This is a genomic window from Pseudomonas sp. B40(2017) (genome assembly GCF_002112855.1).
Taxonomy (GTDB): domain Bacteria; phylum Pseudomonadota; class Gammaproteobacteria; order Pseudomonadales; family Pseudomonadaceae; genus Aquipseudomonas; species Aquipseudomonas pharyngis.
Genome location: NZ_NEIT01000002.1, coordinates 560,927 through 581,045 on the forward strand (window position 1 = coordinate 560,927; position 20,119 = coordinate 581,045).

General features: G+C 61.8%; 15 protein-coding genes. 8 read left to right on the forward strand and 7 right to left on the reverse strand.

Annotated elements, in window-relative coordinates:
- Window positions 1–318: 318 nt before the first annotated feature.
- Both CAF76_RS06235 and CAF76_RS06240 read right to left on the reverse strand, forming a co-directional pair.
- Complete coding sequence (locus CAF76_RS06235) at window positions 319–1,320, reverse strand: phosphate ABC transporter substrate-binding protein PstS (RefSeq protein ID WP_085647096.1); 1,002 nt, start codon at window positions 1,318–1,320, stop codon at window positions 319–321.
- Between the two features lie 154 nt (window positions 1,321–1,474).
- On the reverse strand, window positions 1,475–2,773 hold the full coding sequence (locus CAF76_RS06240) for an MFS transporter (protein ID WP_064600503.1): 1,299 nt from the start codon (window positions 2,771–2,773) through the stop codon (window positions 1,475–1,477).
- A 378-nt stretch (window positions 2,774–3,151) separates the two neighbouring features.
- Here CAF76_RS06240 and CAF76_RS06245 point away from each other — a divergent pair, with 378 nt between their 5' ends.
- The gene (locus tag CAF76_RS06245) at window positions 3,152–3,556 is read left to right on the forward strand and encodes an acyl-CoA thioesterase (RefSeq protein WP_003229628.1); all 405 of its coding nucleotides are present in this window, start codon (window positions 3,152–3,154) and stop codon (window positions 3,554–3,556) included.
- A gap of 57 nt (window positions 3,557–3,613) precedes the next feature.
- On the forward strand, window positions 3,614–4,513 hold the full coding sequence (locus tag CAF76_RS06250) for a D-hexose-6-phosphate mutarotase (protein WP_085647097.1): 900 nt from the start codon (window positions 3,614–3,616) through the stop codon (window positions 4,511–4,513).
- Window positions 4,514–4,639: 126 nt separating this feature from the next.
- Here the strand turns inward: CAF76_RS06250 and CAF76_RS06255 are convergent, their stop codons facing one another.
- The 5 genes from CAF76_RS06255 to CAF76_RS06275 form a co-directional block, all read right to left on the reverse strand.
- Window positions 4,640–5,176, reverse strand: a complete 537-nt coding sequence (locus CAF76_RS06255; RefSeq protein WP_064379774.1) for a DUF3299 domain-containing protein — start codon at window positions 5,174–5,176, stop codon at window positions 4,640–4,642.
- Between the two features lie 103 nt (window positions 5,177–5,279).
- Entirely contained in the window at window positions 5,280–5,525 is a 246-nt protein-coding gene (locus tag CAF76_RS06260; protein WP_003229635.1) for a GlsB/YeaQ/YmgE family stress response membrane protein, read from the reverse strand.
- A gap of 113 nt (window positions 5,526–5,638) precedes the next feature.
- Window positions 5,639–6,721 (reverse strand): 5-(carboxyamino)imidazole ribonucleotide synthase, encoded by a 1,083-nt coding sequence (locus CAF76_RS06265; RefSeq protein WP_011336621.1) that lies wholly within the window; start codon window positions 6,719–6,721, stop codon window positions 5,639–5,641.
- Window positions 6,722–6,731: 10 nt separating this feature from the next.
- Window positions 6,732–7,223 (reverse strand): 5-(carboxyamino)imidazole ribonucleotide mutase, encoded by a 492-nt coding sequence (gene purE, locus CAF76_RS06270; protein ID WP_007954291.1) that lies wholly within the window; start codon window positions 7,221–7,223, stop codon window positions 6,732–6,734.
- A gap of 266 nt (window positions 7,224–7,489) precedes the next feature.
- Window positions 7,490–8,398, reverse strand: coding sequence for a LysR substrate-binding domain-containing protein (locus tag CAF76_RS06275; RefSeq protein ID WP_085647098.1), 909 nt, complete (start codon window positions 8,396–8,398; stop codon window positions 7,490–7,492).
- 180 nt (window positions 8,399–8,578) lie between these two features.
- Between CAF76_RS06275 and aspA the strand changes: the two genes are divergently transcribed.
- The 6 genes from aspA (at window position 8,579) to CAF76_RS06305 (ending at window position 20,038) form a co-directional block, all read left to right on the forward strand.
- Complete coding sequence (gene aspA, locus CAF76_RS06280; protein WP_039765095.1) at window positions 8,579–10,003, forward strand: aspartate ammonia-lyase; 1,425 nt, start codon at window positions 8,579–8,581, stop codon at window positions 10,001–10,003.
- Between the two features lie 441 nt (window positions 10,004–10,444).
- Window positions 10,445–11,890, forward strand: coding sequence for a sodium:alanine symporter family protein (locus CAF76_RS06285; protein WP_011336625.1), 1,446 nt, complete (start codon window positions 10,445–10,447; stop codon window positions 11,888–11,890).
- Between the two features lie 98 nt (window positions 11,891–11,988).
- Window positions 11,989–12,993: an asparaginase gene (locus CAF76_RS06290; RefSeq protein WP_085647099.1), complete on the forward strand. Its 1,005-nt coding sequence runs from the start codon at window positions 11,989–11,991 to the stop codon at window positions 12,991–12,993.
- Window positions 12,994–13,160: 167 nt separating this feature from the next.
- The gene (locus tag CAF76_RS06295; RefSeq protein WP_085647100.1) at window positions 13,161–14,159 is read left to right on the forward strand and encodes an AraC family transcriptional regulator; all 999 of its coding nucleotides are present in this window, start codon (window positions 13,161–13,163) and stop codon (window positions 14,157–14,159) included.
- 132 nt (window positions 14,160–14,291) lie between these two features.
- Window positions 14,292–15,317 (forward strand): histone deacetylase family protein, encoded by a 1,026-nt coding sequence (locus CAF76_RS06300; protein ID WP_085647101.1) that lies wholly within the window; start codon window positions 14,292–14,294, stop codon window positions 15,315–15,317.
- A gap of 155 nt (window positions 15,318–15,472) precedes the next feature.
- On the forward strand, window positions 15,473–20,038 hold the full coding sequence (locus CAF76_RS06305) for a dermonecrotic toxin domain-containing protein (protein WP_085647102.1): 4,566 nt from the start codon (window positions 15,473–15,475) through the stop codon (window positions 20,036–20,038).
- The last annotated feature ends 81 nt before the right edge of the window (window positions 20,039–20,119 follow it).

The following is a 20,119-nucleotide window of genomic DNA, read 5'->3' on the forward strand; positions in this document are numbered from 1 at the left end:
GCCAGCCCGCCGACGAGGACGTACCAGCGAGTGAAGCGATCCTTGAGCGCGCGAATGCGGCGCTTGCGTTGCAACTCAGGCGTATTGAAGTCAATGCGCTTGGGAGGGTTCGTAGTCATTTTGGAATTGGCCAGATCATTCATGCGCACACCCTAGCGATCCTGTATGACAGAAAGATGACAATGCAGTGACGCACCAAATCCGCCGCCAGCAGGGCACTGGCAGTGGATAGAAGAATTCGGGGAGTGTGGGGGCCGGGCCGCTTGCGGGCCGGGCCCCACACGTGAGTCAGGCGGGGTTCACCCCTGACTCAGTTTGTTACTTTTTTGCGACTTCAGCGCCGCCTTCATGCAGACCCAGGTCAGCCAGTGCTTTTGCAGCAACCTTGGCCGGCAGTGGGATGTAACCGTCTTTCACGACCACTTCCTGACCCTGTTTCGACAGAACCAGTTTCACGAACTCGGCTTCCAGCGGGGCCAGAGGCTTGTTCGGGGCTTTGTTGACGTATACGTACAGGAAACGCGACAGCGGATACTTGCCGTTCAGGGCGTTTTCTTCGGTGTCTTCGATGAAGTCCGAGCTGCCTTTCTTGGCCAGGGCCACGGTTTTCACGCTGGCGGTCTTGTAGCCGATGCCCGAGTAACCGATGCCGTTCAGCGAGGAGCTGATCGACTGCACGACTGAAGCCGAGCCTGGTTGTTCGTTGACGTTAGGCTTGTAATCGCCTTTGCACAGGGCTTCTTCCTTGAAGTAGCCGTAGGTGCCGGATACCGAGTTACGGCCAAACAGCTGAACCGGCTTGTTCGCCAGGTCGCCGGTCACGCCCAGGTCGCCCCAGGTCTTCACGTCGGCTTTGGCGCCGCACAGGCGGGTGGACGAGAAGATCGCGTCAACCTGTTCCATGGTCAGGTGCTGGATCGGGTTGTCCTTGTGCACGAAGACAGCCAGGGCGTCCACGGCAACCGGGATAGCGGTTGGCTTGTAGCCGTATTTCTGTTCGAAGGCTGCCAGTTCGGTGTCCTTCATCTTGCGGCTCATCGGGCCCAGGTTGGAGGTGCCTTCAGTCAGCGCAGGTGGCGCGGTGGCGGAGCCAGCGGCCTGAATCTGGATGTTTACGTTCGGGTATTCTTTTTTGTAGTTCTCGGCCCAGAGGGTCATGAGGTTGGCCAGGGTATCGGAGCCGACGCTGGACAGGTTGCCCGACACACCAGTGGTCTTGGTGTAGCTCGGGATAGCAGGGTCAACAGCGGCAACCGCGTTGGCGGTCGCAACGCCAGCAGCGACAAAAGTCATTGCCGCCATCAAACGCTTCAGTTTCATGCCTTACTCCTAGCAGATAGGGTGTGTTAAGTCGGGGCCAAGTATCAGCAGGCCGTGTGAACACTCTATGGCTGAAATATGACAATTGGATGAAAGGCCAGCATCCCTGTCGGAAGGCTGGCCTTTCAGTTGTAACCGCAAGTGTGAAGTTGGCTTAGCGACCTTTGCTCCACAACCACGCGCCGACCAGGATCCCCATCCCGCACAGCACCGCCACATAGTAGGCCGGCCCCATCGCGCTTTCTTTCAGCAGCAGGCTGACGACCATCGGGGTCAGGCCGCCGAAGATCGCGTAAGCGACGTTATAAGAGAAGGACAGACCGCTGAAGCGCACCACCGGCGGGAAAGCCTTCACCATCACATAAGGCACCGCGCCGATGGTGCCGACCAGAAAACCGGTCAACGCGTACAGCGGGAACAGCCAGTTCGGGTGATCGGCGAGGCTGTGGTAGAAGGTCCAGGAGCTGGCCAGCAGAGCCGCGCAGCCGAACACAAACACGCGTCCGGCACCAAAGCGATCAGCCAGCGCGCCGGAAATGATGCAGCCAAAGCTCAGGAACACGATCGCCAGGCTGTTGGATTGCAGCGCGGTGGTCGGCGAGAAGTGATAGACCGTCTGCAGCACGGTCGGGGTCATCAGGATCACCACGACGATGCCGGCGGACAGCAACCAGGTCAGCAGCATCGACACTGCAATGGCCCCGCGATGGTCGCGCAGTACGGCGCGCAGCGGTACTTCTTCGGCCAGGGCCTTGCGCAGTTGCAGTTCGGCGAACACCGGGGTTTCGTGCAGCCAGCGACGCAGGTAAACCGAGAACAGGCCGAACACGCCCCCCAGCAGGAACGGGATCCGCCAGGCGTAATCGGAAACTTCCGTTGGCGTATAGAGGCTGTTGATCGCGGTGGCAACCAGCGATCCCAGCAGGATGCCCGCCGTCAGGCCGCTGGTCAGGGTGCCGCACGCATAGCCAATGTGCTTGCCGGGTACGTGTTCGGAAACGAAGACCCACGCCCCCGGCACCTCACCGCCAATCGCCGCGCCCTGGATGACGCGCATCAACAGCAGCAGGATCGGCGCCCACAGGCCGATCTGCGCGTAGGTCGGCAGCAGGCCCATGATCAGGGTCGGCACCGCCATCATGAAAATGCTCAGGGTGAACATCTTCTTGCGCCCCAGCAGGTCGCCGAAGTGCGCCATCACGATCCCGCCCAGCGGCCGCGCGAGGTAGCCGGCGGCGAAGATGCCGAAGGTCTGCATCAGGCGCAGCCACTCGGGCATGTCGGCCGGGAAGAACAATTTGCCGACCACGGTGGCGAAGAACACAAAAATGATGAAATCGTAGAACTCCAGCGCGCCCCCCAGGGCCGAAAGCGACAGAGTCTTGTAGTCATTGCGGGTCAACGGTCGTGCGGGTTGGTCGGGCTGCGCGAGGCTCGAGGGCGCTGTGGTCATGGCAAGGTCTTCTCTTATAGTCGGATCTGCCGCCACAACAACGCTGGCTGTGGCTCGGACAGGTTCGGCACCATAGCAAATTGTTCGAAAAAGCACATAGAGGCGCGTATTTGCCGGTCGAAATCAGAACCGGACGGTCGTCGCGGAGTCTACCGACCGATATACTCGCAACCTTGCTCCGGTTTGTAAGGGGTTGCTGTGCGAAAACGTCGTTGGCCCGACCCTTGCTCGGGATTAGCCGGTTTCGCAGAGTTTCTCCTTAGGCGCCTGATGGAAAACGTGACGAACGTAGTATGTTCGGTGCTGAATCGTTTTTCCCGAAGACGGCTACCACCAGCAATACCCAACGAAGAGTCACGGGTCAGAGGCCCCCCCGGCATGATAGAGCTCGAACAAGAAGATCCGATCCCGCAAGGCGACCTGGCCCTGCAAATCACCGCGCTACCCCGCGAAACCAACGGCTTCGGCGATATTTTCGGCGGTTGGCTGGTCGCACAGATGGACCTGGCCGGCACGGCCATGGCCAGCCGTGTTGCCGGTGGCCGTGTCGCGACCGTCGCCATCGACCGCATGGCGTTTCTGGTGCCGGTGGCTGTCGGCGCGCAATTGTCCTTTTATACCCAGACCCTGGAGATCGGCCGCAGCTCGATCCAGATGATGGTCGAGGTGTGGAGCGACGACCCGCTGTCCAGCGAGTGGCGTAAAGTGACCGAAGCGGTGTTCGTGTTCGTTGCCATCGATGGCAGCGGTCGCACCCGCTCGGTTCCGCCACGCGCACGTTAAACCTCGCGACCGTTTCACGGTCGATAGTCGTCCAAGTTGCTGATCGAGAGTTGTCCCATGAACACGCCCAACGTTGAAGCCGTGAAACTGGATGAACTGAACTGCTGGCGCATCCGCCACGGTCAGGCCGAAGTGCTGGTGGCCCAGCAAGGCGCGCACATCCTCAGTTATCAGGTGGACGGCCAGCCGCCGATCATCTGGCTGAACGACAAGGCCGTGTTCAAGACCGGCCAGAGCATCCGCGCCGGTGTGCCGGTGTGCTGGCCGTGGTTCGGCAAGTTCGAACGCAACCCGCAGAGCGTGCAGGCCATGTACACAGGTGCGCAACCGGCCGCCGCGCACGGTCTGGTGCGGGCAATGGATTGGGAGCTGGGCGGCATCGAATCAGAGGCTGACGGCGTCAAGGTCGAATTCAGGCTGCCCCACCCCGAAGGCGGACTGCCGGGCTGGCCGCATCAGGTCGACCTGACCCTGACCCTGCATTTGTCCGAGCAATTGCAGTTCAGCCTGACCAGCCACAACCGTGGCAACGACACCGTCAGCCTCAGTCAGGCGTTGCACACGTATTTTTCCGTCAGCGATGTGCGCAACGTGCACGTCGCCGGCGTCGATGGCTTGAACTACATCGAGACCTTGGACGACTGGAAGACCTACACCCAGCAAGGCGACCTGCACTTTGCCGGCGAAACCGACCGCATCTACCTCGACGCTCCGCCGCAATTGAGCATCGTCGACCCGGCCTGGGAGCGGCGCATTGTGCTGACGGCTACCGGCTCGCGCACGGCGGTAATCTGGAACCCGTGGATCGACCGCGCGGCAGCACTGGCCGACATGGACAACGACGGCTGGCAACGCATGCTGTGCATCGAGACGGCGAACGTGATGGACGACGTGGTGACTTTGGCGCCAGGTGCTAGCCATACAATGGGCGTCAGCGTCGGCAGCAAGCCGCTGTAACCAGTACCCCAAAACAAAATGTGGGAGCGAGCCTGCTCGCGAATGCGTTATGTCAGCCACCCTTTAAGTGTCTGATACACCGCTTTCGCGAGCAGGCTCGCTCCCACAGCTGTTTTGGGGTGACTATTACAGATCCGATTCCTGCACCACCCGCACCTTGTCCGCTTCCAGCGCATACGCCGCATCGGCCAGGTCGTTGCTGACCTTTTCGATCTTCAGCGTGCCGGTCACCCATAACGGCGTGTAGATATCGTCCAGCTTCAAACCCTTCGGATAGCGCACCAGCACCAGTTGATTCGGTGGCGGTGGCGGCACATGGATGCAGGCGCCCGGGTACGGCACCAGGAAGAACAGCGTGCTGCGACCCTTGGCGTCGGATTCCAGCGGCACCGGATAACCGCCGATGCGGATGTGTTTGTCATTCATCGACGCTACGGTCTTGGTCGAATACATCACCGCCGGCAAACCTTTGGCCTGCTTCATCCCGCCTTTCTGGGTGAAGGTGCCGGTGGCTTCCGGGGAGTTGTGGTCGATTTCAGGCATGGCCTCGAGGGCTTTCTGGTCCGACTTGGGCATCAGTTCCAGCCAGTCGGTTTCCGGCAGTTCGCCGGCGTGGGCCAGACCGCTGCCCAGCAAAAGGAGAGTCAACAGAAGACGGCGCATGAAGGTGCTCGGTAAAGGATGCTCGAAAAGGGAGGGGACGCTGAATCGCCGAGCATTTTAGCCCTCCCCGCCGGATTGGCGGAGAGGACTTTGTCGCTTTGAATCAGTTCTTTTTGATCAGGCCGTAGATCACCAGCAATACGATGGCGCCAACCAGCGCACCGATGAAACCTGCGCCCTGACCGGCCTGATAAATGCCCAGAGCCTGGCCGCCATAAGTGGCTGCCAGCGAACCGCCGATACCGAGCAGGATGGTCATGATCCAGCCCATGCTGTCATCGCCCGGTTTCAGGAACCGCGCCAGCAGGCCGACGATGAGGCCGATAAAGATGGTTCCGATAATTCCCATGGCATTTCCCTCTGAATGGTAGATATGCGATGAAGCCTAGCCAGACTTTCGCATCCTGCCATCAGAGAACGGCGGCCCCTTAATGGTTCCGCCGCTGCCAGATGAAACTGTCGTTACTCGGCGATCAGCGCTTCGACCTTGAGGATCTGCTGCTCGAGGGTCGCCTTGTCCTTGCAGCGCAGGTTGGCGTGACCGACCTTGCGCCCGGCCTTGAAGGCCTTGCCGTAGTGATGCAGGTGGCAATCGTCGATGGCGATGACCTTCTCGACCGGCGGCACCACACCGATGAAGTTGAGCATCGCGCTCTCGCCGACCTTGGCGGTCGAGCCCAGCGGCAGACCGGCAACGGCCCGCAGGTGGTTTTCGAACTGGCTGCACTCGGCGCCTTCGGTGGTCCAGTGCCCGGAGTTGTGCACGCGCGGGGCGATTTCGTTGGCCTTGAGGCCACCGTCGACTTCAAAGAACTCGAACGCCATCACACCGACATAATCCAGCTGCTTGAGCACGCGGCTGGAATAGTCTTCGGCCAGAGCCTGCAGCGGGTGATCGGAGCTGGCGACCGACAGCTTGAGAATGCCGCTGTCGTGGGTGTTGTGCACCAGTGGATAGAATTTCGTCTCGCCATCGCGGGCGCGCACGGCGATCAGCGACACTTCACCGGTAAATGGCACGAAGCCTTCCAGCAGGCAAGGCACGCTGCCCAGTTCGGCGAACGTACCGACCACGTCTTCCGGCTTGCGCAGGACTTTCTGGCCCTTGCCGTCGTAACCCAGGGTGCGGGTTTTCAGCACGGCCGGCAGGCCGATCGACGCAACGGCGGCGTCCAGGTCGGCTTGCGACTGGATGTCGGCGAACGCCGGGGTCGGAATCCCCAGGTCCTTGAACATGCTCTTTTCGAACCAGCGGTCGCGGGCGATGCGCAGGGCTTCGGCGCTCGGGTAGACCGGCACGAATTGCGAAAGGAACGCCACGGTTTCCGCCGGAACGCTTTCGAACTCGAAGGTCACCAGATCGACTTCATCGGCCAATTGACGCAGATGATCCTGATCGCCGTAATCGGCCCGCAGGTGTTCGCCCAGCGCAGCGGCGCAAGCGTCCGGCGCAGGGTCGAGGAAAGCGAAGTTCATGCCCAGCGGAGTACCCGCCAAGGCCAACATGCGACCCAACTGGCCGCCACCGATTACACCGATCTTCATCTCAACAACCTCAGGCAATACGTGGGTCTGGATTGTCCAGGACGCTGTCTGTCTGCTCGGCACGGAAGGTTTTCAGTACCGCGTGGAATTGTGGATGCTTGGCGCCCAGGATGCTCGCCGACAACAGCGCGGCGTTGATCGCGCCGGCCTTGCCGATGGCCAGGGTGGCGACCGGAATACCGGCCGGCATCTGCACGATCGACAGCAGCGAGTCGACGCCCGAAAGCATCGCCGACTGCACCGGCACGCCCAGCACCGGCAGGTGGGTCTTGGCCGCACACATGCCTGGCAGGTGGGCTGCGCCACCGGCACCGGCGATGATCACCTCGATGCCGCGGCCTTCAGCCTCTTCGGCGTACTGGAACAGCAGATCCGGGGTGCGGTGGGCAGAAACCACCTTGACCTCGTAAGGGATGCCGAGCTTTTCCAGCATATCGGCGGTGTGGCTAAGGGTGGACCAATCGGACTTGGAGCCCATGATCACGCCAACCAGTGCACTCATCGTCGCGCCTCTTCTCTCTGGGCGCCCGCAGGCGCGTCAAAAACAACAAGCCACGCAGGATGCGTGGCTTGTTGTAGGAAAAATGGCCGGACGAACCGGCCGAAGGCCGCGCAGTATACCGCAAAGAAAGCAATAAACAGCCCCCGTTGCGACCATCTGTCATCTGCCGCAAAAGCCCGGTTTTATTGACTTTAAGGTCAGCGACAGAACACCGCAAATCCCCTGTGGAACCGGGCAGGCTCGCTCCCGATTGGCGCTGCAGTCACTCAGGAAGCTTGTGCTGCACCACCTTCAAGCTTGCGCCACAACAACCGCACATTGGCCTTGCGCACCAGCGCGCAGCGGTACAGGCGAATCTCCAGCGGCACATGCCATTGCGCACCGCCGCAGACCACCAGTTCGCCACGGGCCAGTTCGGCCCGCACGCTCAGTTGCGGCACCCAGGCGATACCAAGGCCTTCCAGCGCCATGCTTTTCAGGCTGTCGGCCATGGCGGTTTCATAAATCGTGGTGAAGCGCAGCTGACGCTGGCGCAGCAAGCCATTCACCGAGCGCCCGAGAAACGCCCCGGCGCTGTACGCCAGCAACGGCACACTGCCCTCGCCTTCCAGATCGAACAGCGGTTTGCCATTGGCATCCGCCGCACACACCGGCAGCATCTCGGTCTGGCCCAGGTGCAGCGACGGGAAAATTTCCGGGTCCATCTGCATGGCCGCGTCCGGGTCATAGAACGCCAGCATCAAGTCGCAGCCACCTTCACGCAGCGCGTGCACCGCGTCGCCAACGTTGGTCGCGACCAGCCGGGTGGCGATGTTCAGGCCTTCGTTGCGCAGTTGAGCGATCCAGCGCGGAAAGAAGCCGAGTGCCAGCGAATGCGCCGCTGCGACTTGGATCACTTCGCCCTGCCCGCCTTCCAAGTGATGAAGGTGGCACAACACTTCACCGAGCTGTTCGACCACGGTGCGCGCGGTTACGAGGAACAATTGCCCCGCCGCCGTCAGCTCGATCGGCGTGCGCGAGCGGTTGACCAGCGTCAGCCCGAGCGCCGCTTCCAGGCTGCGGATCCGCCGGCTGAAGGCCGGCTGGGTCACGAAGCGCCGTTCGGCCGCCTGCGAGAAGCTGCGGGTGGCGGCCAGAGCACTGAAGTCCTCGAGCCATTTGCTTTCCAGATTCATCACGTCCTCCCGGACACGCACCAAAACAGGTCACACGTCTGCCGCACACGCGGCGTCACACGGGCATTATGCCGAATGTGCATAGGGCAGTGTTTAACAGCATTGGCCCAAAAACTCCCACAAGCCTAGCATTCGCAGCGTTCCGGCACAGACCGGGTCCCTATCGAGATGATTTCTATCATGTCCTCCGCTGCATCATTCCGCACAGAAAACGACCTGCTTGGCACCCTCGAAGTCCCTGCTCAAGCGTATTACGGCATCCAGACCCTGCGAGCGGTGAACAACTTCCGTCTCTCTGGCGTTCCGATTTCGCACTACCCGAAGCTGGTTGTCGGTCTGGCAATGGTCAAACAGGCCGCTGCTGACGCCAACCGCGAGCTGGGTCACCTGAGCGAAGCCAAGCACGCTGCCATCAGCGAAGCCTGTGCACGTTTGATCCGCGGCGATTTCCACGAAGAGTTCGTGGTCGACATGATTCAAGGTGGCGCCGGTACCTCCACCAACATGAACGCCAACGAAGTGATCGCCAACATTGCTCTTGAAGCGATGGGTCACCAGAAAGGCGAGTACCAGTACCTGCACCCGAACGACGACGTGAACATGGCGCAGTCGACCAACGACGCCTACCCGACCGCGATCCGCCTGGGTCTGCTGCTGGGTCACGACGCGCTGCTGGCCAGCCTCGACAGCCTGATTCAGGCATTCGCGGCCAAGGGTGAAGAATTCAACCACGTCCTGAAGATGGGTCGTACCCAGCTGCAAGACGCCGTGCCGATGACCCTGGGTCAGGAATTCCGTGCTTTCGCCACCACCATGGGCGAAGACCTGGCCCGTCTGAAGACGCTGGCCCCGGAACTGCTGACCGAAGTGAACCTGGGCGGCACCGCGATCGGTACCGGCATCAACGCCGACCCGCGCTATCAGGCCCTGGCCGTACAGCGTCTGGCGCTGATCAGCGGTCAACCGCTGGTTCCAGCCGCCGACCTGATCGAAGCCACCTCCGACATGGGCGCCTTCGTGCTGTTCTCCGGCATGCTCAAGCGCACCGCGGTCAAACTGTCGAAGATCTGCAACGACCTGCGCCTGCTGTCCAGCGGCCCGCGCACCGGCATCAACGAAATCAACCTGCCGGCGCGTCAGCCAGGCAGCTCGATCATGCCAGGCAAGGTCAACCCGGTGATTCCGGAAGCCGTGAACCAGGTGGCATTCCAGGTCATCGGTAACGATCTGGCACTGACCATGGCAGCCGAAGGCGGCCAACTGCAACTGAACGTGATGGAGCCGCTGATCGCTTTCAAGATCCTCGACTCGATCCGCCTGCTGCAACGCGCCATGGACATGCTGCGCGAGCACTGCATCGTCGGCATCACCGCCAACGAAGCGCGCTGCCGCGAACTGGTCGAGCACTCGATCGGTCTGGTCACTGCACTGAACCCGTACATCGGCTACAAAAACGCCACCCGCATCGCCCGTATCGCCCTTGAAAGCGGCCGCGGCGTGCTGGAACTGGTGCGCGAAGAAGGTCTGCTCGACGAAGCCATGCTCGCCGACATCCTGCGCCCGGAAAACATGATTGCTCCGCGTCTGGTTCCGCTCAAAGCCTGAGCCGACGCGTGACTTGTAGCACCGCTCACCAGGTCGAGGGACTAGACACCTCTCACCTTTTGAGGGCTTGGGGATGATTCCCCGAGCCCTTTTTTTTAACTGTTTGAACCTGAGAACCGTATGTATGGAAGCTGGCTGCAAACCGGCTCCCAGACAAGCCCGACGCCGGTAACGTCGGGTGTTTCAAAGCTTCGTTTCGTCGCTTGCACCACAACCGTGCAGACGGGCGCCGCACTGATCGGTATAGTGCCGCCCCTCTTCGCGTGAGCGGTCGTCGGTAACGAGGCCATAACCCATGCGAAACCCGAACTAATAACAAACCCGCGATATGGATCCGGGACGAACCCTCGCCTCGCCTGTTGTGCCGCGCGCACACCGGTGTAACGCGATGTTTCTGACCATCCAGCATTTGCTTAAACAATAAACAGCGAGGAAAAATCCATGCTCGAAGTCATCAACGACTTCCTCTCAGGGAAAGTACTGATCGTGCTCATTGTCGGGCTCGGTAGCTACTTCACGATTCGCTCGCGTTTCGTTCAATTGCGCCACTTCTTCCACATGTTCGCGGTGTTCCGCGACAGCCTCAAGGGCAGCGCCGGGCAACTCAGCTCGTTTCAGGCCCTGATGCTCAGCCTCGCCGGCCGCGTCGGTGCAGGCAACATCGCCGGTGTCGGCATTGCCGTGACCCTCGGTGGTCCGGGTGCGGTGTTCTGGATGTGGGTGACCGCACTGGTCGGCATGTCCAGCAGCTTCTTCGAATGTACGCTGGCCCAGGTCTACAAGCGTGCCGATGGCGACGGCCTGTACCGTGGCGGTCCGGCTTACTACATCCAGCACGGCCTGAAGCTCAAAGGCATGGCGGTGGTGTTCTCGATCCTGCTGCTGGTCACCTACGGCTTCGCCTTCATCGGCCTGCAGTCCTACACCGTGACCCACTCGCTGCAAAACGCCTTTGCCTTTGATCCGCAACACACCGGCATCGTCCTGGCAGTGCTGCTGGCCATCACCTTCATCGGCGGCATCAAGCGCATCGCTTCGGTGTCCGACCTGCTGGTGCCGATCAAGACCCTGGCCTACATCGGTGTGACCCTGTACGTGATCGGCACTCAGATCGAACACGTGCCAGCCATGCTGGTCACCATCTTCAAAAGCGCCTTCGGTCTTGACCCGGCTTTCGGCGGCCTGCTCGGCAGCGCGATCGTGATGGGCGTGAAGCGTGGCGTGTTCGCCAACGAAGCGGGCCTGGGCAGTGCGCCGAACGTCGCCGCCGTGGCCGCCGTGAAGCACCCGGGTGCTCAGGGCGTGGTTCAGGCGTTCAGCGTGTTCCTCGACACCTTCGTGATCTGCACCTGCACCGCGCTGCTGATTCTGTTGTCGGGCTTCTACACCCCGGGCTTCGAAGGTGACGGCATCGTCCTGACCCAGAACTCGCTGGCCGCCGTGGTCGGTGACTGGGGCCGCATGTTCGTCAGCGTCGCGCTGTCGCTGTTCGTCTTCACGTGCATCCTCTACAACTACTACCTGGGCGAAAACAGCCTGCAGTTCCTCACCCGCAACCGCGCTGCGCTGATGACATTCCGCGGCCTGGTGCTGGCGCTGGTGGTCTGGGGTTCGATGCAGGATCTGTCGACCGTGTTCGCCTTCGCCGACATCACCATGACCTGCCTGGCCTTCGTCAACCTGATGGCCCTGGCCTTGCTGTTCAAGGTCGGCATGCGTGTGATGCGCGACTACGATGCGCAGCGCCGCGCAGGCGTCGACCAGCCGGTGTTCGACTCCAGCAAGTTCAGCGACCTGGATCTGGACCTGAAAGCCTGGCCTGCCAACCCGTCGGCCGACACCCAGGCCAACGCTCAGCCGCAAGGCATCCCCGCAGCGCAACGCTGATCGGGTAAAAACCGGCGCAGATCCTGCGCTCGGCGTGACACAAGCAGCGGTCGGCGTCATGCTCGACCGCATGCTGTCCTCGTTCAGGAGAACTCCCCATGAATTCCTCGACCTACCCTGCCGCCCAGCACGTCATGGTGCTGTACACCGGTGGCACCATCGGCATGCAGGCCAGCGCCAATGGCCTGGCCCCGGCCTCCGGTTTCGAAGCGCGGATGCGCGATTACCTGCACAGCCAGCCTGAGCTGGTGGTGCCGCAGTGGCGCTTTCGCGAAATGTCGCCGCTGATCGACAGCGCCAACATGACCCCGGCCTACTGGCAGCAACTGCGTGAAGCGGTGGTCGACGCCGTCGATGTGCAAGGCTGCGACAGCGTACTGATCCTGCACGGCACCGACACCCTGGCCTACAGCGCCGCCGCCATGAGCTTCCAGTTGCTCGGCCTGCATGCCCGCGTGTGCTTCACCGGCTCGATGCTGCCGGCCGGCGTCACCGACAGCGATGCCTGGGAAAACCTCAGCGGCGCACTGGTCGCCCTCGGCCAAGGCCTGGCGCCGGGCGTGCATCTGTATTTCCACGGCGAACTGCTGGCCCCGACCCGTTGCGCGAAAGTGCGCAGCTTCGGCCGTCATCCGTTCAAACGTCTGGAGCGTCAGGGAGGCGGCGTGAAAGCCACTTCCCTGCCGGCAGCGCTGAACTACAACCAACCGAAGCAACTGGCAAAAGTTGCCGTGTTGCCGCTGTTCCCGGGCATTGGCGCCGAGATCATCGACGGCCTGCTCGACAGCGGCATTCAGGGTCTGGTGCTGGAGTGCTACGGCAGCGGCACCGGGCCGAGCGACAATCCAAAGTTCCTCGCCAGCCTCGGCCGGGCGCGGGACAGCGGCGTGGTCGTAGTTGCAGTCACGCAGTGCCATGAAGGCGGTGTGGAACTGGATGTGTATGAAGCCGGCAGCCGCTTGCGTGGTGTTGGCGTGTTGTCCGGTGGCGGCATGACCCGCGAAGCAGCGTTCGGCAAGTTGAACGGCTTGCTCGGTGCAGGCCTTGATACGGCCGAAGTGCGGCGCCTGGTCGAACTCGACCTGTGCGGTGAGTTGGTCTGAGACCACGTCATGGCCCTGTGGGAGCGGGCTTGCTTTCGAAAGCGCTATGTCAGATGCGTTGATGTCGTCTGACACAACGCATTCGCGAACCAGCCCGCTCCCACAATTGACTCTTCGTCCGGCATGTAACTTGCTGCGTTCCAGCTATCCCAAGGCTGGAAGATCTTATGCTCCACTCCCACCTCACTACGCTCAATGCGGTCTCGTTGATCCTCAACACGTTCAAGACCGAAGGCCTACCCAGTGAAGCGTTGCTCGCTGGCAGCGGCATCCGTGCAGACGATCTGGCCCGCGCCGACACCCGCATCACCACCAATCAGGAGATGCAGGTCTGCGCCAATGCGGTCGCGCTCAAGCACGACATCGGCCTGGAGCTGGGCCGGCGCATGCATGTTTCCTGCTACGGCATCCTCGGTTACGCGCTGCTGACCTGTGCCACCTTCGGTGACGCTTTGCGGCTGGCGATCCGTTATCCGGCGCTGCTGGGAACACTTTTCGAGCTGAGCCTGGAGGACGACGGCGAGCGCGTCTGGTTCGTTGCCGCCGATTACCGCGAAAGCCCGGCAATGGCGGTGTTCAATGCCGAGTTCTGTCTGGTGTCGCTGAAAGTCATCTGCGACGACCTGCTCGGCCATCCGCTGCCATTGCTGGCTGCCCGCTTCGAACACGCTGCGCCGGACTATCGCGACAGCTACGCCGAACTCTTCAAGGCGCCGCTGCACTTTGGCGCCAAGGACAATGCCTTCGCCTTCGACCGGCGCTGGCTAGACCAGCCGCTGCCACTCGCCGACATCATCACCCATCAAGCCATGGCCGAGCGGTGCCGCAAGCAGAACATCGAGTTCACTGGCCGTCAGGCGTGGCTTGGGCGGATCCGTCAGTTGCTCAGCGCACAACTCAACGCCGCGCCGGGGCTGGAAGGTCTGGCGCAGCAGATGAACTGCTCGCCGCGTACCTTGCGTCGACATCTGAAGGACATGGGTTGCAGCTACCAGGAGCTGCTCGACGAACTGCGTTTCGAGCGGGCCAAGCAGATGCTTTGCGAGGATCAGTTACCGATCTACCGCATCGCCGAAACCCTGGGTTTCAGCGAGACGGCAAGCTTCCGTCATGCCTTCGTGCGCTGGAGCGGCGTGGCACCGAGTCAGTTCCGGCCACACGGTTAAACCGTCGAGGGGCGATATCAGGTCAGTATTTTTGGCCACATCGATCCCCTTTTGGCCTCTCTGGCCGTTCTCCGATTCGGCTCACGCCGCAACACTGTGATCAACCGAATCAGCCCCTGCGGAGAACAACAAATGCTGACGATCTACTCTGACGATCACCACCTGCACCATGGCCGCTGCGAATTGATCGACGGGCAACTCAAGCCTTGCTTCGAGATGCCGTCGCGCGCCGACCACGTGCTGCAACGGGTAAAAAATCAAAACCTCGGCCCGGTCGAGGCGCCGAAGGATTTCGGCCTCGGGCCGATCGAGCGCATTCACAGCCGCGACTACCTCGACTTCTTCAAAGGCGCCTGGGCGCGCTGGACCGAATTCAACACCGACGGCGATTTGCTGCCCTACACCTGGCCGGCGCGCACTTTGCGTCAGATCAAGCCGACCAGCCTGCACGGCCAGCTCGGCTATTACAGCTTCGACGGCGGCGCACCGATTACCGCCGGCACCTGGCAAGCGGCCTACAGCGCAGCGCAAGTGGCGCTGACCGCTCAAGCGGAAATCCAGCGCGGCGCGCGGGGGGCCTTCGCCCTGTGCCGTCCACCGGGACACCACGCCGCCAGCGATTTGATGGGCGGTTATTGCTACCTCAACAACGCCGCCATCGCGGCGCAGGCGTTCCTCGATCAGGGCCACAAGAAGGTCGCGATCCTCGACGTCGACTATCACCACGGCAACGGCACTCAGTCGATTTTCTACGAGCGCAGCGACGTGCTGTTCACCTCGATCCACGGCCACCCGGAAGCGGAATTTCCGTTCTTCCTCGGCTACGAAGACGAGCGCGGTGAAGGGGCCGGCGAAGGCTTCAACTTCAACTACCCGCTGCCGGCCGGTTCCGGCTGGGATGTCTGGAGCGCCGCGCTGGATCAGGCCTGCCAGGAGATCGATAACTACGGCGCCGACATCATCGTCGTGTCGCTGGGCGTCGACACCTTCAAGGACGATCCGATCTCGCAGTTCAAGCTCGACATCCCGGATTACCTGGCGATGGGCAAGCGCATCGCCGCCCTCGGCAAACCGACCCTGTTCGTCATGGAAGGTGGCTACGCGGTAGAAGAAATCGGTATCAACGCGGTGAATGTGCTCGAAGGTTTCGAGCAATGAGCCGCTTCAAGTCCGCCACCTGATACCCCGACCCGCACACGCGGGTCTTTTTTTGCCTGCGATATTTATGTACCGCAACCGCTCCCGTCTCGCCCGCTACCTTGCTCGACCCGGCGCCGCTTCCGGCCGCCTGAGGTTCAATCAAGGAGATGGCCATGCCTGAAATCCCGACGCCCAGCGCTGTCGACGTACTGACCCAACTGGTGACCGGTCCGTCACTGTGGGAGGTCGCCACGAATACCTTGCGCCCGGCACTCAAGACCCTGTATCCGGAACTGGAGCTCGACCCGCGCCAGACCCTCGTGGTGACTCCGGTCTGGCAAATCGACGGAGATCGCGTGATTCCTGGCCGAAGCCGCTCCGAATCCCTGACCAATGTGCTGGTGCGTCTCGGACTTGGCGCGACCACCGTCACCTGGATCGATGGGGAGCATTACCTTGTCCGGCGCTCGACGAATGAGCAACCGGTCACGCTGGCGGTCAAGATCGATGCGCTCGCCCGCTTGATCAATGAACTCGCGCCACTGCTGTTCGTGGCTTATCAGGAACAACAGATCGATTACTGGAACGAACCCACAGGCCTGTCGCATCCGCGCTGGTATTCGTTGTCGGACGCCTTGCGTGCACTGTGGGACGTCAAGGATACAACCGACTGGGACGAACATCGGCTGGCCATGGCCCGGGCCGTTTTCGCCGATCCTGACAAAACGCAGCGCCTGCCCCGGGACAAGTACAAGACCCGCGCGTACCTGATCGATGTCGACGCGGGTGACGAGGTGCAACGCCGCCATCTCCACGTCCTCGACACCGCCGTGCTGGTCGGCTCGGTAGCCGGGCGCACCCTGATCCTGAGCCACTCACTGCCGCTGGGTTTCCAGCGCTTCGACTCTTTCGAGGAGCTGGGCGAGGCTATCAGGAACGCGTATCCGGCGAAGGCTGTTCCGGTCTCGCTGAACTGGCGGCTGATCGAGCCGGAGGGCAATTTTTTTGATCGCCAGGCCTGCATTCTCATCGCTCTGGAAGCAGACGCCATCGGCGCGCTCGGGTCGCCGCCCTCGACCCGGCCGGGCGTTCTACCGCATCCGGGCACGCTCGGCAGACACACCGCAGAGCTGCCACCGCAACTCCAACCCCAGGCCGAGCACTTGCGACCACTGCTGCCGTCCTGGCTGGACCAGGCCAGGGCCGATGACCAGACCTGCTACAGCCGCCACCTGCTGGATCTGGTGCTGATACAACACCAGAACGCCGGCAAGACGTTCCAGAACGAAGTCCCCGACCTGCGCACTTTCACCCTCGAAGCCCTGAGCGCACAGATCCGCAGAGAACAACCCCAGACAAACGATGTAAGGGTCGACAACCTCGAAATCAGCATTACCAGCCTGGTGGTCTGGGGCACGTTCATGTGGCCGGGCAATACCGAGACCCTCACGCTGTCCCTCACCGATCTCGCCTTGCAGAATCTGGCCGGGCTGCCGCCGGGCAACAAAGTCGTGCGCTGCAAGGACGGCACTCCGGTGCCTGACTGGATGAGTGCCGATTATCTGGAAAGGCTCGTGACCACCGTCGACATCGGGGCCCGTTACCCGGCCATGCTGAAACGCTGCCTGGTCGAGGACAGCACCCGGGCCTCCACCCTGCAGCGGCTTTACACTCGACAGTTAGCCGCCGAGCTGCCGCTGCTGGCGTTGCAACACAAGATCCGTGGCGAAATGGATATCGACGAACAAGGCTATCGGTACATTGTCGCTGCACTGGCCGACACCGCCAGCGAACGGCAAGTGGATGGACAGCAGATCGTTGTCCGCCCGCTGGCTTTCATTGTCGGCCAGCGTCCCCGTGACATCGTTGCCAATATGTTCATCATCGGTCCGCGCCAGACCGACCAAGGCCCCTGCCTGCTTTACCGGCCTCTGCTCGATCCGCCACTGATCCAATACGCCAGCCCCGCCAACCTGTTATACGCAATCAAGCATTCACGCTCGATTCGCCAGGCAGTACTGGCCTGGTTGCCTGACGACGTGCGCTTCAATTACGAGCAGTACGTATTTCCCGCCAGGCTGCCTTCGATCTGGACGATTCCCCAATCGCTGGTCGATCCGAGCGCCGCCCTCGATATGAGCGGTCCTGTTTCGTTGGCCAGCGACGTGATCGAAGACCCGATTTTGCCAGCCCTGTTCAACGCCAATGTGCAAGCCATGCTCACCCAGTCGGACCGGCAGTCGGTATCCAACGCTGAAGCACGCTGGGCTTCGCTGAAGAATGGTGGCTGGCGGATTTTCAATGCGGCGCTGCCGTTCCTGGGGCGCAGCGTGGGGACGGCGGCGTGGATCTGGCAGATCATCGATGACTTGCAGGCAATGAATGACGCCGCCAATGAGGCTCCGGCCCGACTCGACTGGAGCGCGCTGGCCGACATCCTCCTGGCACTGGGCATGGTACTGGCCCACAGGGCCGCTGTTGGCAGAAGGCCGGTCCATGAATCACCGGCGTCGCCGCAAACCGTCGTTGAAACACCTGCCCGAACGCTATCCCCGGCCATCAAGGTGCTGCGCCTGCCGGACATCGGCGACCGCGAACTGTCCGCCAGCCATGACATCTCGGTCAACGCCATCGGCGCTCTGGACCGCTCGCAACCGGGGCTTGGCTCGCTGCTCGACAGCCTCCAGGTCCCAAGGCCCGAAGGCCTGGGTGATGCCCAGGACGAGGGCCCATACCAACACCTTCATGCCCATGGGCGCGCCTGGTATGCAGCAGTCGGTCAGCGCTGGTTCGAGGTGATCGTGAATGACGACGAACGTGTCCAGATCAGCGATTCGCGCCAGCAGCCTGCGCGTACCGGGCCGCTGCTGACTCACAATGCCGACGGTCAGTGGTTCGTGGATCTTCGCCTGCGCCTTAACGGTGGCGGCCTGCGCAGCCGGCTCAGGAAACTGCAGGACGATAACCGGGCGCGGCTGATTCAGATGAAGGCAGCGCTCACCGACTTCGACGCCACCTTGCAGGCCAAACAAACCCAGCTCAAAGAGGTGCGCGAGGCCATGCTGCAGGCCACCCCCGATAACCGTTCGAGCGCCCGGGAGCAGTTTCTCGACACCCTGGAGGTGCAGATCAGGGCGTACGGTGAGCATATCCAGCAGCTCAAGGCCATGAACGTCGTCGAACCTATCCCCAATTACCGTACCGCCATGATCGAGCGGTTATCACTGCAGCTGTTTCTGGTGCAATCCTGGCTCGACGAACAATCGTCCGAATTCCGCAGCAGCCTGAGCACTACCCTGGCATTGCTTGACGAACCCTCGGCACCCCTGTCGGCAGAGCGCAACGCGCCTTTTACCAAAGCCAGTGACATGACCCAGGGCATGATCGACAAGATCGAATACGCCCGTAGCCGACTCGATGAACTGAGCCTGCTGGGCAGGGACGCCCTTGAAGTCACGCGAGACTACAAGGCGAAACTCCCCCGCTACACGATCGATGACCTCAAGCTGCTGCAAATCACGCTGGAGCAGGAGCTGTGCATCAGGCCGGACCTGACACAAGAGCCGGTCGATGCGCGGCTGGCGCTGGAAAACCTGATCGATGATGCGGCGCTGAACATTCAGAGTTCTCTGGAAGTGAGCAACGAGGAGAGTCTGCAAAATCTGAGTCAGCGGATCGAGACGATGAGCAATCTGGCCGAACAGTTCGTCGCTGTCGATCAGCGCTTTGCAGACCTGCTCGTCGAGTATCCGGAGCAACTGCTTGCCGATCGCATCGAACAGGTACGCCGGCGCGTTGCCGGATTTGCCGACAGGACGGTCGACCGGCTGGTGAACCTGCTGCGCGACCAACGACAGTTCGATCCCGTACCGGGCCCTTCTAAACCATCGACGGCGTCGGCCAAAAAGGTCATCAAGACCCGTTACAAGGGCACGGTCGTCGGTGAGCCACGCAAGGACGCCAGTGGCCGGGAAACCGATCTGGTCGACGTGCGCGCGCCCCTGACGGGCAAGATCATCGCCACCTTTCACGAAAAGAGTCCGGGTGTCTGGCTCGAAAGGGTCACACCCAAACCCGTGTCAAAAGGACCGGCACCCAGCCTGCACCGCTGTATCGAGGAAGGCCAGGCACTGATCGATGGCCTGCCTGCCTTTCACCGGCGCACGGAGGCCCACATCAACCGGGCCGCGCGCATTCCGAGCGAAATTCAGGATCTCTACTACCTGCATGCCGACCGGTTGCGCGAAGCGAGGGATGCAATCGACCGGGCCCTGACCGCGCGCAATCTCACCGATGATCGCAATGCCACGGCCAGCACCCTGAACAGAGAACTCGCCGATGCCGCCACCGCGCTTTATCAGCGCGGCCAAAGCGCACGCATCCGGATCATCAAGCAACAACCACCCACCGCGGCCCGTGTCGAATGGCTCAAGAGCAAGGGCCAGGTAGACATCTCGAAAGCCACTGCCCGGCAGCGGCTCAAGGGCTCCGGGAAGGGTTACCTGGACGAGTACGAGGTGCTTGACCACGAAACCCGCGCGGTTCTGTGGTACGCGCACTTTCACTACAGCGGAATCAATGATCCGGTGACCGCCTTCAACGCCGCGCACCTGAAAACCGTAGAGCAACGCCGACTGGGTGGACGCTTCGATCCGCGCACCACCGGCAACCAGGAACTCATCGCCATTTACCGCGGTGAAATCAATCGTGCGCAGGCCGCTGCGCTGTTCTTTTCCTGACGCCGGTGCGCCGCTGCCCGCGAAATTCGGGCATCGGCCGACGGCATATATCTATGCACCGCCCTGCCCGATGCCCGCCCG

What these genes read in the sequence shown, in the direction of transcription:
- CAF76_RS06300 (WP_085647101.1), top strand. Translation starts at nt 14,292, where the DNA reads ATGCTGACGATCTACTCTGACGATCACCACCTGCACCATGGCCGCTGC.
- CAF76_RS06305 (WP_085647102.1), top strand. Translation starts at nt 15,473, where the DNA reads ATGCCTGAAATCCCGACGCCCAGCGCTGTCGACGTACTGACCCAACTG.
- CAF76_RS06240 (WP_064600503.1), bottom strand. Translation starts at nt 2,773, where the DNA reads ATGACCACAGCGCCCTCGAGCCTCGCGCAGCCCGACCAACCCGCACGA.
- CAF76_RS06290 (WP_085647099.1), top strand. Translation starts at nt 11,989, where the DNA reads ATGAATTCCTCGACCTACCCTGCCGCCCAGCACGTCATGGTGCTGTAC.
- CAF76_RS06235 (WP_085647096.1), bottom strand. Translation starts at nt 1,320, where the DNA reads ATGAAACTGAAGCGTTTGATGGCGGCAATGACTTTTGTCGCTGCTGGC.
- CAF76_RS06275 (WP_085647098.1), bottom strand. Translation starts at nt 8,398, where the DNA reads ATGAATCTGGAAAGCAAATGGCTCGAGGACTTCAGTGCTCTGGCCGCC.
- CAF76_RS06255 (WP_064379774.1), bottom strand. Translation starts at nt 5,176, where the DNA reads ATGCGCCGTCTTCTGTTGACTCTCCTTTTGCTGGGCAGCGGTCTGGCC.
- CAF76_RS06250 (WP_085647097.1), top strand. Translation starts at nt 3,614, where the DNA reads ATGAACACGCCCAACGTTGAAGCCGTGAAACTGGATGAACTGAACTGC.
- aspA (WP_039765095.1), top strand. Translation starts at nt 8,579, where the DNA reads ATGTCCTCCGCTGCATCATTCCGCACAGAAAACGACCTGCTTGGCACC.
- CAF76_RS06245 (WP_003229628.1), top strand. Translation starts at nt 3,152, where the DNA reads ATGATAGAGCTCGAACAAGAAGATCCGATCCCGCAAGGCGACCTGGCC.
- CAF76_RS06265 (WP_011336621.1), bottom strand. Translation starts at nt 6,721, where the DNA reads ATGAAGATCGGTGTAATCGGTGGCGGCCAGTTGGGTCGCATGTTGGCC.
- CAF76_RS06285 (WP_011336625.1), top strand. Translation starts at nt 10,445, where the DNA reads ATGCTCGAAGTCATCAACGACTTCCTCTCAGGGAAAGTACTGATCGTG.
- CAF76_RS06295 (WP_085647100.1), top strand. Translation starts at nt 13,161, where the DNA reads ATGCTCCACTCCCACCTCACTACGCTCAATGCGGTCTCGTTGATCCTC.
- purE (WP_007954291.1), bottom strand. Translation starts at nt 7,223, where the DNA reads ATGAGTGCACTGGTTGGCGTGATCATGGGCTCCAAGTCCGATTGGTCC.
- CAF76_RS06260 (WP_003229635.1), bottom strand. Translation starts at nt 5,525, where the DNA reads ATGGGAATTATCGGAACCATCTTTATCGGCCTCATCGTCGGCCTGCTG.